This window comes from Zunongwangia sp. HGR-M22, assembly GCF_027594425.1.
Taxonomy (GTDB): Bacteria; Bacteroidota; Bacteroidia; order Flavobacteriales; family Flavobacteriaceae; genus Zunongwangia.
This window is the reverse complement of record NZ_CP115159.1, coordinates 637618-654219: the sequence shown is the minus strand read 5'-3', so window position 1 is coordinate 654219 and position 16602 is coordinate 637618. Positions and strand designations below refer to the sequence as shown.

The 16602-nt window shown below is 34.7% G+C and carries 14 protein-coding genes and 1 pseudogene; 4 read left to right on the top strand and 11 right to left on the bottom strand.

Annotation, left to right across the window (positions count from 1 at the left end; translation table 11 throughout):
• Positions 1 to 30: 30 nt before the first annotated feature.
• The 3 genes and pseudogenes from ffh to argS (PBT91_RS17595) all read right to left on the bottom strand — a co-directional run.
• The gene (ffh, locus tag PBT91_RS02805; RefSeq protein ID WP_270060282.1) at positions 31 to 1359 is read right to left on the bottom strand and encodes a signal recognition particle protein; all 1329 of its coding nucleotides are present in this window, start codon (positions 1357 to 1359) and stop codon (positions 31 to 33) included.
• A gap of 204 nt (positions 1360 to 1563) precedes the next feature.
• Positions 1564 to 2901, bottom strand: coding sequence for an arginine--tRNA ligase (argS, locus tag PBT91_RS17600; protein ID WP_333474257.1), 1338 nt, complete (start codon positions 2899 to 2901; stop codon positions 1564 to 1566).
• Between the two features lie 78 nt (positions 2902 to 2979).
• A pseudogene (gene argS, locus PBT91_RS17595) lies at positions 2980 to 3633 on the bottom strand (arginine--tRNA ligase domain-containing protein); the annotation flags it as partial.
• Positions 3634 to 3848: 215 nt separating this feature from the next.
• Here argS (PBT91_RS17595) and PBT91_RS02795 point away from each other — a divergent pair.
• Both PBT91_RS02795 and PBT91_RS02790 read left to right on the top strand, forming a co-directional pair.
• Positions 3849 to 4274, top strand: coding sequence for a hypothetical protein (locus PBT91_RS02795; protein WP_270061414.1), 426 nt, complete (start codon positions 3849 to 3851; stop codon positions 4272 to 4274).
• A gap of 173 nt (positions 4275 to 4447) precedes the next feature.
• Positions 4448 to 5083 carry a MarC family protein gene (locus PBT91_RS02790; RefSeq protein WP_270060280.1) on the top strand — a complete coding sequence of 212 codons (636 nt, stop codon included), beginning with the start codon at positions 4448 to 4450 and terminating at the stop codon, positions 5081 to 5083.
• Positions 5084 to 5089: 6 nt separating this feature from the next.
• On the opposite strand, the gene PBT91_RS02785 is transcribed toward PBT91_RS02790, so the two are convergent.
• A complete protein-coding gene (locus PBT91_RS02785) occupies positions 5090 to 5293 on the bottom strand; it encodes a hypothetical protein (protein ID WP_270060279.1) in 204 nt (67 codons plus the stop codon).
• Between the two features lie 83 nt (positions 5294 to 5376).
• Here PBT91_RS02785 and PBT91_RS02780 point away from each other — a divergent pair, with 83 nt between their 5' ends.
• Both PBT91_RS02780 and PBT91_RS02775 read left to right on the top strand, forming a co-directional pair.
• Complete coding sequence (locus tag PBT91_RS02780; RefSeq protein ID WP_270060278.1) at positions 5377 to 6825, top strand: SDR family oxidoreductase; 1449 nt, start codon at positions 5377 to 5379, stop codon at positions 6823 to 6825.
• Positions 6821 to 8320, top strand: a complete 1500-nt coding sequence (locus PBT91_RS02775; RefSeq protein WP_333474256.1) for a BCCT family transporter — start codon at positions 6821 to 6823, stop codon at positions 8318 to 8320. Before PBT91_RS02780 ends, PBT91_RS02775 begins: the two co-directional genes overlap by 5 nt.
• Before the next feature lie 20 nt (positions 8321 to 8340).
• Here PBT91_RS02775 and ctlX read toward each other — a convergent pair whose 3' ends face one another.
• The 7 genes from ctlX to rplQ all read right to left on the bottom strand — a co-directional run bounded on the left by ctlX (position 8341) and on the right by rplQ (position 16577).
• Complete coding sequence (gene ctlX / locus PBT91_RS02770; RefSeq protein WP_270060277.1) at positions 8341 to 9267, bottom strand: citrulline utilization hydrolase CtlX; 927 nt, start codon at positions 9265 to 9267, stop codon at positions 8341 to 8343.
• Between the two features lies 1 nt (position 9268).
• Positions 9269 to 10180, bottom strand: coding sequence for a dimethylarginine dimethylaminohydrolase family protein (locus PBT91_RS02765; RefSeq protein ID WP_443089632.1), 912 nt, complete (start codon positions 10178 to 10180; stop codon positions 9269 to 9271).
• 75 nt (positions 10181 to 10255) lie between these two features.
• Positions 10256 to 11539, bottom strand: coding sequence for a citrate synthase (locus tag PBT91_RS02760; RefSeq protein WP_270060275.1), 1284 nt, complete (start codon positions 11537 to 11539; stop codon positions 10256 to 10258).
• A 135-nt stretch (positions 11540 to 11674) separates the two neighbouring features.
• Positions 11675 to 13216: a glycogen synthase gene (locus PBT91_RS02755; protein ID WP_270060274.1), complete on the bottom strand. Its 1542-nt coding sequence runs from the start codon at positions 13214 to 13216 to the stop codon at positions 11675 to 11677.
• A gap of 152 nt (positions 13217 to 13368) precedes the next feature.
• Positions 13369 to 14658 (bottom strand): phosphopyruvate hydratase, encoded by a 1290-nt coding sequence (gene eno, locus PBT91_RS02750; RefSeq protein WP_270060273.1) that lies wholly within the window; start codon positions 14656 to 14658, stop codon positions 13369 to 13371.
• Positions 14659 to 14853: 195 nt separating this feature from the next.
• Complete coding sequence (gene carA / locus PBT91_RS02745) at positions 14854 to 15966, bottom strand: glutamine-hydrolyzing carbamoyl-phosphate synthase small subunit (RefSeq protein WP_270060272.1); 1113 nt, start codon at positions 15964 to 15966, stop codon at positions 14854 to 14856.
• 119 nt (positions 15967 to 16085) lie between these two features.
• Positions 16086 to 16577 carry a 50S ribosomal protein L17 gene (gene rplQ, locus PBT91_RS02740; protein WP_270060271.1) on the bottom strand — a complete coding sequence of 164 codons (492 nt, stop codon included), beginning with the start codon at positions 16575 to 16577 and terminating at the stop codon, positions 16086 to 16088.
• Between the last annotated feature and the right edge of the window lie 25 nt (positions 16578 to 16602).

The following is a 16602-nucleotide window of genomic DNA, read 5'->3' as shown; positions in this document are numbered from 1 at the left end:
TTCAACTGCTTACTGAGACTGCATACTGTATTATTTCATTCCTTTCATCATATTCATCATTTGGCGACCGCCACCTCCTTGCATCATCTTCATCATTTTCCCCATCTGGTTAAATTGCTTTAGTAACTGATTTACTTCTTGTACAGAGGTTCCTGAGCCTTTTGCAATTCTCTTTTTTCTGCTAGCGTTGATTACTTTTGGAGTACTTCTTTCTTCAGGAGTCATAGAATGAATAATGGCTTCAATTCCTTTAAAAGCATCATCATCGATATCTACATCTTTTAGCATTTTACCTGCTCCAGGGATCATTCCAAGAAGATCTTTCATTGATCCCATTTTCTTGATTTGCTGAAGTTGCTTTAAGAAATCATCAAAACCAAAAGCATTTTTAGCGATTTTCTTCTGAAGTTTTCTTGCTTCCTCTTCGTCATATTGCTCCTGTGCACGCTCTACAAGAGACACAACATCTCCCATCCCTAAAATCCTATCGGCCATACGAGAAGGATAGAACACATCGATCGCATCCATTTTCTCGCCGGTACCAATAAATTTAATAGGCTTGTTTACTACAGATTTAATAGAAATCGCTGCACCACCACGAGTATCACCATCTAATTTGGTAAGTATAACTCCGTCGAAATCCAATCGATCATTAAAAGCTTTGGCCGTGTTTACCGCATCCTGACCAGTCATCGAATCCACTACAAATAAAGTTTCCTGAGGTTCGATGGCCGTATGAATATTCGAAATCTCAGTCATCATCGCTTCATCTACAGCAAGACGACCTGCGGTATCGATAATCACTACATTATGACCGTTTGCTTTAGCATGCGCAATTGCAGCTTTAGAAATTGCCACAGGATCCTGATTCCCTTCATCACTAAAAACCTCAACACCAATCTGGTCTCCCACCACATGCAACTGATTTATCGCTGCAGGACGGTAAACATCACAGGCTACTAAAAGAGGTTTCTTGGTTTTCTTATTTTTAAGATAGTTAGCCAGCTTACCAGAAAAAGTGGTTTTACCACTACCCTGTAAACCAGACATTAAAATCACAGAAGGATCACCGCTAAGATTAACACCGGCGGCCTCACCACCCATTAATTCAGTAAGTTCATCCTTAACAAGTTTTACCATTAACTGCCCTGGTTTTAAAGCCGTCAAAACGTCTTGTCCCAGTGCTTTCTCTTTAACAGTTTTAGTAAAATCTTTGGCAATTTTGTAGTTAACATCGGCATCTACAAGAGCACGTCGTACTTCTTTAAGCGTTTCTGCAACGTTAACTTCAGTAATTTGGCCATGTCCTTTTAAGACATGTAAGGCATTATCTAACTTATCACTTAAATTATCAAACATAGGCTTTCCTGTGGTTTAAGATTCCTGTTATTTTTGGTAACAGATTTGCAAATTTAATGATTTGGTACTGAAGTGAAAAGTTTTTTATTCGCACTAATTGTTTTGGAACTCATTTTATGCTGAAAATGGAAATTTTTCATAAAAATAAAGGCTGAAATTGTATAATCTCAGCCTTTTTCTTTTAAATTTTTATTTCATTTTGATCTACATTCTATCAGGAACCTGGATTCCTAATAATCCAAATGAAGTTTTAATAATATTAGCTACAACTCCAGAAAGTTGAGTTCTTAAGTATCGCTCTAAATCTTTCTCTGCACCCAAAATTGATACATTTTGATAAAACGAATTAAATTCTTTTACCAAATCATAGGTGTAATTTGCAATTAGCGCCGGACTATGATTTTCTGCAGCTAATTGAATTGTTTCAGGGTAAAGCTGAATTTGCTTGATAAGTGCTTTCTCTTTTTCGTGCAATTCGTATTCTGAAACTAATTGAGATTCATAATCAAAATCGGCCTTTCTTAAGATCGACTGAATTCTTGCATGTGTATACTGAATAAATGGCCCAGTATTTCCTTGAAAATCTACAGATTCTTCAGGATTAAATAAGATTCGTTTTTTAGGATCTACTTTTAAAATGTAATATTTAAGTGCTCCTAAACCAATCATTTGGTAAAGCTCGCCTTTTTCTTCTTCGCTAAGACCATCTAATTTACCTAATTCTTCAGAGATTGTTCTCGCAGTTTCAGTCATTTCCAGGATTAGATCATCGGCATCAACTACAGTTCCTTCCCTACTTTTCATTTTTCCGCTAGGAAGATCTACCATCCCGTAACTTAAATGATAAAGATATTCTGCCCAGGCAAAACCTAATTTCTTCAGAATTAAAAATAAAACTTTAAAGTGATAATCCTGCTCATTACCAACGGTGTAAACCATTCCGTTAATAGCAAAATCTTCCACACGTTGTATTGCTGTACCAATATCCTGCGTCATATACACTGCGGTACCATCGCTACGCAAAACAATTTTTTCATCTAAACCTTCATCGGTAAGATCTATCCAAACGCTGCCATCTTCTTTTCTATAAAAAACTCCGCTTTCTAAACCTTTGTTTACCACATCTTTTCCTAAAAGATAGGTATCGCTTTCGTAATAATTTTTATCGAAATCTACGCCAAGCGCTTTATAGGTTTCTTCAAAACCATCATAAACCCACTGGTTCATGGTTTTCCAAAGTTCTACAACATCTTTATCACCGGCTTCCCACTTTCGAAGCATAGCTCTTGCTTCTCTCAGCAGTGGTGTATTATCTAAATAAAAGTTCTTCAACTTATTGAAAACTTCTAAAAAATTGTAATTCCCGTTCTCGTCCTTAATACTTTCATTTTTAATTTTAGAAACAAAAGAATTATAAGAAGATGATTTTAATAATTCAATAACATTTTCAAATCCATATTTTGATTCAATATTTCTGGTTTCTATATAATGAGCTTCGCTATCAATAATTATATTTTCACTAGTTTCTATTATAAAGTTCAAATTTGAATGAAACTCTCTAGAATCATAGCCCCTTTTTTTTCTTTCTGTATTATATAATATCTCTTGAAAATTGAATTTTTCAGATTTGAGATTTTGATCAAATCGCACATAATATTTCCCTACTAAATGATCTCCTTTTTTTGACTTAGGATCAAGCGTTGTTTCAGGAGTTTCTCTTTTCCCATCACTACCTAAATCCGCAAACTTATACCACGCGAGCATCGATTTACAGATATGGATACCACGGTCATTAATAATCTGTGTTTTATAGACTTTATTTCCGGCAGCTTCTAAAATTTCAGCAACCGAAAATCCTAATAAATTATTTCGAATATGCCCAAGATGAAGTGGTTTATTAGTGTTTGGCGAAGAATATTCTACCATAATTTTTCTGGCATCTTCAACCTCTTTTACAAAACCAAATTCAGGATCATTTTTAATCTCATTGAAAAAATCTAGATAAAAAGCATCATTAAATACTATATTTAGAAATCCTTTTACCACATTAAAACGGCTTACAATAGTTACGTGCTCTTGCAGGTAATTCCCTATTTCTTCACCAAGTTTTACAGGATTGGTTTTCACCTGTCTCAACATCGGGAAGCAAACTACGGTAATATCGCCCTCAAAATCTTTTCTTGTTGGCTGAAATTCTACCGTTTCTAGACTTACATCGTAAACATTTTGCACCGCTTCTTTAACGTAAGCAGTAAGCATTTCCTGAATATTCATTTTATAGCGTTTTTAACTCACTAAGTGAGCTTTTATATTATAATCCCAGATTTATTGGGAAGCAATTTCTCTCTATAATACTTTTAAAATCGCTGCAAAGATAACAGAAAATGCCCTTTTTACTAAGGCTTAGCATAGCAAATCCTTATATTTCAACTATACAAAGATACTGGCCGAAAACTAAGAGAAGTTTCTTATCTTTTGAAGAAAAACAGATGTTATTGAATATTTCTTACAATAAGCCTGAAATTAAAGAGAAAATCGACCGCGAAGTTGGCAAAACACTAACACTAAGAGATCGATTTAAACTTAAAGGCAGTGGATCGCCTCGATTAAAAATAACTTCTGTAAGTATTGATATTCATAACTTACTTGTTTTGGATAACAACACCAATACTTGCAATATCGAAATAAGGCCTAACGGAATTATTGTAAGATTTCGAGCAATTTTAGAAACTTATGCCTTAGTAATTCCTTTCTGGAAGCTAAAAATCTACAAAGGAAAAGCCAAGGAATATTCAATTTATCGCGATCATTATTTTATAAAAGTAGCTGCAAAAGATAAAAATGTACATACGTTCTTCAAAAAACTAATCGATTATAAGGATGAAAACGCTCCAACTCGTATCGATGACCTATAAAATGTCTAATTAAGGATGTTGTATGTTTAGAATATTGGTTAAATAGATCACTGTCTTCGTTATTTGAACTTCGCTTAACATAGCCTGTATAATTATCGATTTTTGATAATCTAAGGCTAATTTTTATTTAATTTTTAGCGACCGTACTTAGCGCATATTTGCCGAAAAAAATTATGGATTTGTTTATCTATGTATTTGCGGCTTTATTTTCTGTTATCAATCCGCTTGGCACCATTCCTATTTTTGTAGGTTTAACCACTGAAGATAACTCCAAAGAGCGGGCACGAACGTCACTTTTAACCGCTATAAATATTTTTGTAATCTTAACTATTTGCTTTTTTAGCGGCAGGTATATTCTACAATTCTTCGGAATTAGTATTGAATCTTTACGCATAGCCGGCGGATTAATTATTGTCACATCTGGCTTTGCCTTACTAACCGGCTCATTTTCTAAACACAAAGGAATGAACGACCGCGTGAAAGATGATGCACAACAGCGCGAAGGAATTTCTCTTACTCCGCTTGCCATCCCTATGCTTGCTGGGCCTGGATCGATCTCCCTACTTATCGGGATGTATGAAGATTATCATTTAACTTCAGAAAAATTAATCACCATTTTAGCGATTTTCGCTGTATGTCTTTCTACTTTTTTAATGCTAAAAAGTGCTCATTTTATTGCGAAATATTTGGGAGCTTCAGGGATCAACGCAATTTCAAGAATTATCGGTTTTATAGTTATTGCAATTGGCATCGAATATATTAGCACTTCAGCTATGACCATTTTAGGTATAGGCTTCGATAATAATTAATGAGAATTAGCGCCTATTAAATGCCAGACCACCAATTAAAGTAAGTAAACCAAAAGCAATCATGGCATAAGATTGGGTATTGCTATTTTGTGCTTCTACTTCAATTGGTTCTGCTTCTAGAATAACTTCAGGAGAAAGCAAGCTGTAAATCCCATATCCAATTAAACCAACACCAATTATTAAAAGTGCGATTTTCAGCACGTTATTCATTTTATAAAATTTTATTAATCCTAAGGAAAGGTAGCAATTAAAATGGTAATTTGAGATGTTTCTATTCTAAAGAAAATTATCATATGCGTATCTTACTTACCGGTGCAAACGGCTATATTGGAATGCGATTACTCCCTGAACTTATTGAACAGGGACACGAAGTAATTTGTGCTGTTCGTAATAGAAATAGATTATCTTCTAACAAGGAATTGATAAAACAAGTTGAAATTGTTGAAATCGATTTACTGCAAGATACAGCTACACCAGATAACATCAAGAATATTGATATTGCATATTATCTAATCCATTCGATGAGTGGAAACACCAAAGATTTTGATAGTCAGGAAGCTGAAGCTGCTAAGAATTTCAACAAATTAATGGCAGAAACCAGCGTAAAACAAGTGATTTACCTTAGTGGAATGGTAAACCAAGATAAGCTATCTAAACATCTAAAATCTCGCAAAGCGGTAGAAGATATTCTTTACAAAGGCGATTATCATCTCACCGTTTTACGTGCTGCGATTATTGTAGGCTCTGGAAGTTCTTCTTTTGAAATTATTAGGGATTTATGCGAGAAGTTACCCATAATGATTACACCGCGCTGGGTTAAAACAAAATGCCAGCCTACTGCAATCCGAGATGTGATAAAATTTTTAACCGGTGTTATTGGTTACAAAGAATGCTACGATCAATCTTTTGATATTGGTGGCCCAGATATCCTTTCTTATAAAGAAATGATGTTAAAATATGCTGAAGTTAGAGGTTTAAAACTTTGGATTTTCACCGTTCCGGTCATGTCGGCTAAACTCTCGTCCCATTGGCTATATTTTGTAACCTCAACCTCATATAAATTAGCACAGAATCTTGTAGACAGTATGGAAGTTGAAGTGATTGCAAGAGATAATAAATTAGAAAAAATCCTAGGGATAAAAACTATTTCTTATAAAGAAGCTATAGAAATGGCTTTTCATAGAATTGAACAAAATCAGGTTATATCTAGCTGGAAAGATTCTCTTAGCAGCGGTCGATTTAAAAAGGAATTAAACAAGTATATACAAATTCCTAAATACGGCTGTGTTTTTGACAAGCAACAAAAAAAGGCAGAAAACCCTGAAGAAGCATTAGACAAAATTTGGGCAATTGGCGGGTTAAATGGCTGGTATTATGGAAACTGGTTATGGAAAATTAGAGGTTATTTAGATAAAATTGCCGGCGGCGTTGGTTTACGCCGTGGAAGAACACATCCTACAAAATTGGCTCCGGGCGACTCCCTTGACTTTTGGCGTGTGCTTTTAGCCGATAGAGAAGAAAAACGATTGTTACTTTTTGCTGAAATGAAAGTTCCCGGTGAAGCCTGGTTAGAGTTTTGCATTGATGAAGATGATATCGTACATCAAACAGCCACTTTTAGACCAAAGGGGTTACTAGGGCGCTTGTATTGGTACTCGATGTATCCCTTTCATTACTTTATTTTTGATGGTATGATAACCAAGATCACTACTTCAGAACCTAAAAAAGAATTGAACAATTAATTTCAAAACCATCAATACAGATATCAAAAACAATCCGCTCTTTTACTGCGCGGCTTTAATCCTATTTATTTTCTCGGTTCTTATTTTTTCTTTTACTATAGAATTTTACTCATTTATCGACAGCGCATCTATCTGGGTAAGAGAAATTTTTGGTGAATTTTATCTCTGGCTGGGATTAGTTTGCGTGCTATTTCTCTTGATCGTCGCTTTTTCTAAATACGGGAAAATTCGCTTAGGTGAGTCTCCACCACAATTTGATAGATTATCCTGGATTGCGATGCTGTATAGTGCGGGAATGGGCGCCGGGATTTTATTACGAGCGGTACAGGAACCTGTATTCATGTTTCAAAATCCTCCCTTAAAAACAGATTATCCCAATGATATTATAGCTTTAGAATTCACATTTTATCAATGGGGATTTACAGCTTGGGCATTTTACGGAATATTTGCATTAATAATTGGCTATTCCCTATTTGTCCGAAAAAATACTATTCTTCTTGGAACGAGTTTACCTCAGCTTAGTAAAATTGAGGCCGCACCAAAAAGTATCGATATTTTAACTATTCTCACTACTGTTTTTGGATTGGTAGCAGCAATAGGTTTAGGAACAACGCAAATAGAAGGTGGCCTTAGCCATCTTATGGAAAAACAACCAGGAACGCTTTGGATAGTAATGGGATTAGTTTTTCTTATTTGCCTCCTAGCATTCATTTCAGCATATTCGGGTGTAGAAAAGGGAATTAAACGTATTTCTAATTGGAATATTTATATCACTATGGTGTTAATGATATTTGTATTTCTACAAGCAGATATTGCTGAAATACTACGACAATTTTTAATAGCCACATGTTATTATCTTAAAGACTTTTTCCAGTTAAGCTTAGCCATTGGCGACTTTAATCCTGGTAAGCAATTTTTAACAGATTGGACGTATTATTATTGGTCATTTTGGCTAGCCTGGGCACCTTTTACAGGGATTTTTATTGCGAGAATATCAAAGGGAAGAACTATTAGAGAAATGATATTGGGCGTTTTAATCCTGCCATCTTTAGGCAGCTTTCTATGGTTTAGCGTTTTTGGTGGATCTTCTTTTGATATTATTGAAGGCATGCAAACTTACAATGGAGAATTCAACAATGTCTTTACTTCTATATTTAGATTCTTCGAATCTTTTCCGTTTTCTAATATCACAAATATTATCACCGTTATCTTATTGATTAGTTTTTTGGTAACCTCGGTAGACTCGGCTATTTATGTTTTAAGTATGTTTAGTGATAAAGGCAGTGAAGATCCAAAAAAGAAATACCGCCTTATTTGGGCGGTATTGATTCTTTTATTTTCTGAAGCTATTATTTTACTTGGCAATGTAAAACCAGAGAGCGATGTTCTAGATGCCATGCAAAAATTCCTAATTATTAGCTCACTACCTTTTGCTATTTTCACAGCAATAATTATGGTTCTTTTTGTAATCGAAATTCGAAAAAAACAGCCTTAATTTTTTACCATTTGATTGCTTTAAGCCTTCGGTAGAAAAACTTCAGCAAGCATACATCTTGCGCTGCCTCCACCACAAGTTTCAATCACATTAAGATCACTGCTTAAAATCTGTGAATGCTTCTCTATTTTAGCTACCTGATCTGGAGTTAAACTTTGATGCGCACGCGCGCTCATTACTAAATATTTTTTTTCAAAAGCACCTTTCACCTGAAGCATATTCCCAGCAAACTCGTGCATTTGTTCTTCAGAAATAACGATAAGCTCTTTTTTATCTTGCTTTAGATGTTTTAAAAGATTTTTACGCTCTTTCGCATCATCAATAGCATCTATACAAACTACAGCAAATTCTTCTGCAACACACATCATTACATTGGTATGATAGATTTGTTTTCGCTTGCCTTCAACGGTTTGATACGCATTAAAAATAACTGGAGTATATTCAAAATCTTCACAAAATTCAATTAGAAGATCTTCATCTGCTCTAGGTGATAAAGCACAATATGCTTTTTCGTTTTCTCTGTCCAAAATTAAACTTCCGGTTCCTTCAAGAAAAAGATCATCGTCTTCAGCAGAAGTATAATCTACAATATTAGTGATCTTAAAACCGGCATCTTCCAGCTCTGCAAAATACTCTAAACGGCGTTCTTTGCGTCGGTTTGCCGCAAACATGGGATATAAAGCTATCTCTCCATTTTCATGAAAAGAAACCCAATTATTAGGGAAAATTGAATCTGGAGTATTATCTTCAGCAATATCATCTACCTCTATAACATGTACACCAACTGCTCTCAATTTTTTCACAAAAGCGTCAAATTCTGTCTGCGCTTTTTCGTTTACATCTTTTCCTTTTAATTCTTTTTGAAAATAATTATTAACCGCCGTCTCTTCATTCATTCTAAAAGCTACGGGTCTTACCATAAGAACGGTATCTGTGATCTGTTTCATTTTAGTCTCTAATTAAAGGTAAAGTTGAACAACGTAGTAAACCTTCTTGTTTTGCAATCTGTGAATAAGGAACCTCTTCTACCGTAATACCATGAGAACGCAACCAGGAATTTAGCCGCGTAAATTTTTCCTCGGATATAACTACTTTTTCTGAAATCGAAAATATGTTAGAATTCATATCATACATTTCGTCTTTAGTAATTTCAAAAACATTATTTTTTCCAAATAAATTTACAAGCCATTGATATTCTTTAGAATCTAAAAAACCTCCCTTATATATAATCGCCTTGTCTTTTCCAACGGGTTGAAAACAGCAATCTAAGTGCAAGGCATTTTCCTTTGCATCTACATTACTCTTTTTTAAATTGAAAGAAACTACTTTTTTCTTCGGAAATATATCCTGAAGCGCTTTTACTGCATGAATGTTTGTTCTTGCCGTAATATATTCTGAATAATCTTCGCCAATGTAAGTTCCTACCAAAATATAATCTCCAAATGGCATTACATCTCCACCTTCAATATGAGCTTCTTCTGGAAGTTTTATTATATTTTCTGGATCTATTTGATTGATTACATGATCAATCGCCTTTATTTCTTTTTCTCTATCGGGAAGAATATTTGCCTTTATAAATTTATCTTCGATTACAAATGCAATATCTCTTGTAAAAATTTGATTATAATTTTCTATAATCTTAGGTCTAAACACCTCGACATCGTACTTTTTAAGAACTTCAGCAACCGCTTCAATCTCTTTCACCATATCCTCTTCTTTAGGATAAGTACCGGCTTTAATATGTTCTATAGATTTTGGATCGTAAGCTTCATCAAGTCCCGGTGCACCGCCATTATTTTTAGCGATTCCTAAAACAACTGCTCTTAATCTTGATGTTTCGTTATTAATCTTTAACTGCATTGCTAACATTTTTCCAAATATAAAAAAAGCCTCATTTAATAATGAGGCTTTTCAAATAATTATAATAGTGTACTTTTATCTTTCACTAACGGGCTTAAATTCTCTTAAGTTTTCCCCTACATAGATTTGTCTTGGCCTACCAATAGGTTCTTTTTTAAGTCTCATCTCTCTCCATTGTGCAATCCAACCAGGAAGTCTTCCTAGAGCGAACATCACAGTAAACATCTCTACTGGTATGCCTAAAGCCCTATAAATAATTCCTGAATAGAAATCTACGTTTGGATATAATTTTCTTTTTACGAAGTAATCGTCCTCTAAAGCTTCTTTCTCTAATCCTTTTGCGATGTCCAATACTGGATCTTCTACTCCTAAACCATTTAATACCTCGTCTGCAGATTTCTTAATAATCTTAGCTCTTGGGTCAAAGTTTTTATAAACACGGTGCCCAAAGCCCATTAAACGGAAAGAATCATCTTTGTCCTTAGCTTTCTGCATAAATTTATGTGTATCTCCACCATCAGCTTTGATACCTTCTAACATCTCGATTACCGCTTGGTTAGCACCACCATGAAGTGGTCCCCAAAGTGCTGAAATACCAGCAGAGATAGAAGCAAATAATCCTGCATGAGATGAACCTACCATTCTTACTGTAGAAGCTGAACAGTTTTGCTCGTGATCTGCATGAAGAATTAATAATTTATCTAATGCTTCAATCACAGATTTATCTACATTATATTTTTTGCCTGGCTTCTCAAACATCATTTTATGCAGATTCTCTACATATCCTAAAGAATCATCTCCGTAGTTAAGGGGAAGGCTACTTTTCTTTCTTTGTGTCCAAGCAACAAGTACTGGAAATTTACCAAGAATCTTTACAATTGCTTTATACATATCCTCCTCTGATTCTACATCTACAGAACCAGGATTAAAAGCAGTTAATGCACTAGTTAATGAGGCAAGAACTCCCATTGGGTGAGCAGCTTTTGGAAATCCATCCAAAATTTTCTTCATCTCCTCATCAACCTCAGATTCTTCTTTTATATCTCCGTAAAACTTATCAAGCTGCTGCTTGTTTGGTAATTCACCAAAAATTAAAAGATAAGCTACTTCTAGAAAATCTGCTTTTTCAGCAAGGTCTTCGATGGCATAACCTCTATATCTTAAGATTCCTTCTTCTCCGTTCAAAAAAGTGATAGCACTTTCACAGCTTCCTGTGTTTTTATATCCACGGTCTAAAGTTATCATTCCGGCTTCAGATCGAAGGGTTTTAATATTAATACCCAGTTCACCTTCTGTTCCTTCAGTTACAGGGAACTCATATTTTTTTCCTTGATATTCTAATATAGCTTTATCTGACATTGTGTTGAATTACAATTTTAATTAATCGATTGCGAATTTAATAAAATCTAAGCTTCTATTCAATTAAAACCAAGCAATTATACTAATATTAACAAGGGTTTCAAGAGATTTTGCTTAATAAGTGTATAAGTAAATTTAAGCTGGTAATTTGTAGAGTGATTTATAGTAATCGTCTACTGATTTTTTCCAGGTGAAGCGTTCTTTTTTTGCATTTCTTTCTATTGTTCTCCATTTGGTTTTATCGTCGAAAAACATTTCCAGTACATGTTTAAAAGAATCTACCATATTCTTGATTTTCTTATCGTAGCTTTCGCCATCAAATGCAAAACCGGTCTCCAAATGCTTTACCGTGTCGATTAATCCACCTGTATGGTGAACAAGACAAGGATGTCCATTTCTCATTGCAAGCATCTGGCTAATCCCGCATGGCTCAAATAAACTAGGCATAAAGTACAAATCTGTTTCCAGATAAATACTATCGATAACGTCTTCGTCCTGGCCATTAATAAATAAAAAATTACTTTTTTGATGACTTATTTTTCGTAACAACTCTTCATACTCGGGAGCCCCAGTACCTAATAAGATAAATACGCCGTTCACCTCTGCCAAAAGATCTAAAATTTCAATAAAAGCTTCAGGCGATTGCTTAAAGAAATAAAACTTTTGTTCTGTTAAACGAGCGACACTAGAGCATACAAATTCTGGTTTTCTTTTTAGGAAAGGCATAATTTTTTCGCCAGTATGGGCTAAGAAATCTGATTTATACTTTTTTGATTCATGTTGCATCCATTTAAAAAGTGCGAATGCTATATTGAAATATAAATTATTTTTTCTAGCTCTTCTTATATTTCTATAATTACAGCCATTTAATATTCCTATAAACCGTCCCTCCTCATTGGCCTGATTTAAATCTTCTTCAAGACCTTCGCCACCAATAAAAACTGGCGGATCGCTAGGATGAAGAACATCTTCTTTATAACTAGGTGATACCGTATGAACGGCATCAGCAAACCGAATACCCAGCGCCATCATGTTGATACAATCGTGATAGCGTCTATCCTTTAGTTCGTCGTAATTAAAATCGACATTAGGATAAAAATTCCTCACAGAAGAATAATTATTTTCGAAAGGTCTAATTCCCTGTATAGCTAGATTGTGTATACTATAAATTACACGGATATCCTGAAGTGCTGTATACTCCTGATGATATCTTCTTAAAAATAGAATCATACTCGCATGCCAATCGTGTAAATGAATAACGTCAAGTTTTCCAAAAACGTTATTTTTAATAGCTTGAGCCACAGCAGTACAAAATATAAAATATTTTATCGCATCTGTATAGAATGGTTGATCCAGATCGTTATGGTAAATATGTGCTATATCTCCTCCTTCAATTTCGGGATGATGAATTACATAATGCGTAATTCCTGGAAAATCTTTTTTAGGTTGAACTTTATAAATCTCTGCCTCGTAAGAAGTGTTTCTTAGATTGAAAAATAGTTTAGAGACCATAGTTCCACCATGGTGAAGTCTGGAATATGAAGGTACTACAACATGAACGGTATCTCCTTTTTGAGAAATTTGCCTGGGGACATCGCGTAGTACATCGCCCATTCCTCCTGCTTTGCAACGGGGTATAGCATCATTTTCTGAAGCTACAAACAAAAAATTATGCATGTAAAAATCTGGTTAGGATTAGATTAGAACTTTAGTGAGTGAAAAGTTAATTATTAATCCCCAAATATTTAATTAAAAGAATATTAAATTAAAATAAAAAAGCTCTTCAAATTAATGAAGAGCTTTTTAAGTTCTAAAAAAACTAATATTCCTTATTTTACTTTAAATGCTTTTTCTTTTGGATAATAAGCAACACTTCCTAATTCCTCTTCAATCCTAAGAAGCTGATTGTACTTTGCCATACGATCACTTCTAGAAGCAGAACCAGTTTTGATTTGCCCAGTATTTAAAGCAACAGCTAAATCTGCAATAGTATTATCTTCAGTTTCTCCAGATCTATGTGACATTACAGAAGTAAATCCAGCATTATGAGCCATATTTACAGCAGCAATTGTTTCGGTTAGTGTACCAATTTGGTTCACTTTGATAAGGATTGAATTTGCAATTCCTTCTTCGATACCTCTTGATAGGCGCTCTACGTTAGTTACATAAAGATCATCTCCTACTAATTGGATTTTATCTCCTACTTTATCGGTAAGTGCTTTCCAGCCTTCCCAATCATTTTCATCCATACCATCTTCGATAGAAACGATAGGGTATTTTGAAGATAATTCAGCTAAATAAGAAGCTTGCTCTTCACTAGATCTAACTACACCTTTATCGCCTTCGAATTTAGCATAATTGTATTTTCCATCTTCGTAAAACTCGGCAGCAGCACAATCTAAAGCGATCATAACTTCATCACCACCTTTGTACCCAGCCTTTTCGATAGCCTTAAGAATAGTTTCTAAAGCATCCTCCGTTCCGTCTAAAGTTGGAGCAAATCCACCTTCATCACCTACAGCAGTGCTAAGACCTCTATCATGAAGTACTTTTTTAAGATTATGGAAAATTTCAGTACCCATTTTTAAAGCATGAGAAAAACTTTCTGCTTTTACAGGCATAATCATAAATTCCTGAAATGCGATAGGAGCATCACTATGAGAACCTCCGTTAATAATATTCATCATTGGCACCGGAAGCGTATTTGCGCTTACACCACCTACATAACGATATAAAGGAAGACCAAGTTCGTTTGCTGCAGCTTTAGCTACGGCAAGAGAAACACCTAAAATAGCGTTAGCTCCTAACTTAGATTTATTTGATGTTCCATCTAGCTCGATCATTGCCTGATCGATCAAATTTTGTTCGAAAACTGAATAGCCTAAAAGCTGCTCTGCAATTTTACTGTTTACATTATCAACAGCTGTAAGAACACCTTTTCCCATAAAGTCGTCACCACCATCACGTAGTTCTACAGCTTCATGCTCACCGGTAGAAGCTCCAGAAGGCACTGCTGCCCTTCCTAATACTCCGTTTTCTGTGATTACATCTACTTCTACTGTTGGGTTACCTCTGGAGTCAAAAATTTGACGTGCATGAATATGTACTATAGCACTCATAATTTATATTATAATTTAATTAATTGATTAGTCTGCAAGATACAAATACAACAAGAAAAAAACGAGGAATAATTTTTAATATAACAAGCATTTCACCTAAAACGTTTGCGAAGCAGTATCTGTTACTATCCATAGTATCAATATCTTAAATTAAAACAAGAAAAAAGCCGAGATTCGATCTCGGCTTTTATATTATTATGCTTTTGCCTGTTTAATCCTTTCTATAAATTCATCAAAAAGATAGCTTGCATCATTTGGACCCGGACTAGCTTCCGGATGATACTGTACAGAAAAACAGTTCTTATTGGTCATCTCTAAACCTCCAACAGTATGATCATTAAGACAAATATGAGTCATTTTTATATTAGGATGATTTTCTGTCGCAGTTTTATCTACTGAAAATCCATGATTTTGAGAGGTAATTTCTCCTTTACCAGTTTTTAAATTCTTAACAGGATGGTTAATTCCACGGTGACCATGATGCATTTTATAAGTAGGTATCCCATTTGCTAAAGCGATAATTTGATGCCCTAAGCAAATCCCGAATAAAGGATGATCCTTTTCAATAATGTCGGTTGCGAGCTGAATGGCATTTTTTAATGGCTTTGGATCTCCAGGGCCATTTGAAAGAAAATACCCATCTGGATTCCACTCACTCATTTGTTCATAAGAAGTATCAAAAGGAAAAACTTTTACATAAACATCTCTTTTTGCAAGATTTCTAAGAATATTCTTTTTGATACCTACGTCTAAAGCAGCAACCTTGTAGGTTGCGTTTTCATTTCCATAAAAATATGGTTCTTTAGTTGATACCTTAGAAGCAAGCTCTAAACCATCCATATCTGGCACTTTAGCAAGCTCAGATTTCAGTCCCTCTATATTTTCAACATCTGTGGAAATAATAGCATTCATTGCACCGTTTTCTCTAATGTAGGTCACAAGTGCACGAGTATCAACATCAGAAATTGCAAATAAATTGCTCTCATTTAAAAACTCCTGTAGCGTTTTATCAGCTGCAGGTCTTGATTGATCGTAGCTAAAATTTTTACAAATCAAACCAGCTATTTTAGCACCATCAGATTCATTCTCTTCTGTATTAGTACCATAATTACCAATATGGGCATTGGTGGTAACCATCAATTGGCCAAAATAAGATGGATCTGTAAATATTTCCTGATAACCGGTCATTCCGGTATTAAAGCAAACCTCTCCAACGGCACTGCCATCTTCAGTACCTACAAGTTTTCCATGAAAAATGGTTCCGTCTGCTAATAGAATTATAGCTTTTTTTCTTGTTTGATATTTCATACTAAAAATAATACTATCTAAAGTTAGGGAATTATTGAAATGAATACTAATTAGATAAAAAAAAAGGACAAACTCGGTGAGTTTATCCTTTTTTAAAACTATTGATAATAAAGAATCATCTATTCTTCTTTTTTACCTTCTTGCTCATCTTGCTTAGACTCTTCAGCTTCTGGAGCTTCAGTAGTTTCAGCTTTTTTCTTACCAGCTCTACGAGTAGACTTCTTCTTCGCAGGCTTGTTTACATTGTAAGTCTCGTTAAAGTCTACTAACTCGATCATAGCCATATCAGCGTTATCTCCTAATCGATTACCAAGTTTAATGATTCTTGTATAACCACCTGGACGATCACCTACTTTTGGAGCTACTTCACGAAATAATTCAGCAACTGCATACTTATCGCGCAATTTACTAAAAACTATTCTTCGATTATGTGTAGTATCTTCTTTAGACTTTGTTACTAACGGCTCTACAAAAACCTTTAAAGCTTTTGCCTTAGCCACAGTAGTATTGATGCGTTTATGCTCAATTAGTGAAGACGCCATATTGGCCAACATCGACTTACGATGCGCGGTCTTTCTACCTAAATGATTTATTTTCTTTCCGTGTCTCATTACTATTCTTTTTAGAGTAATTCAC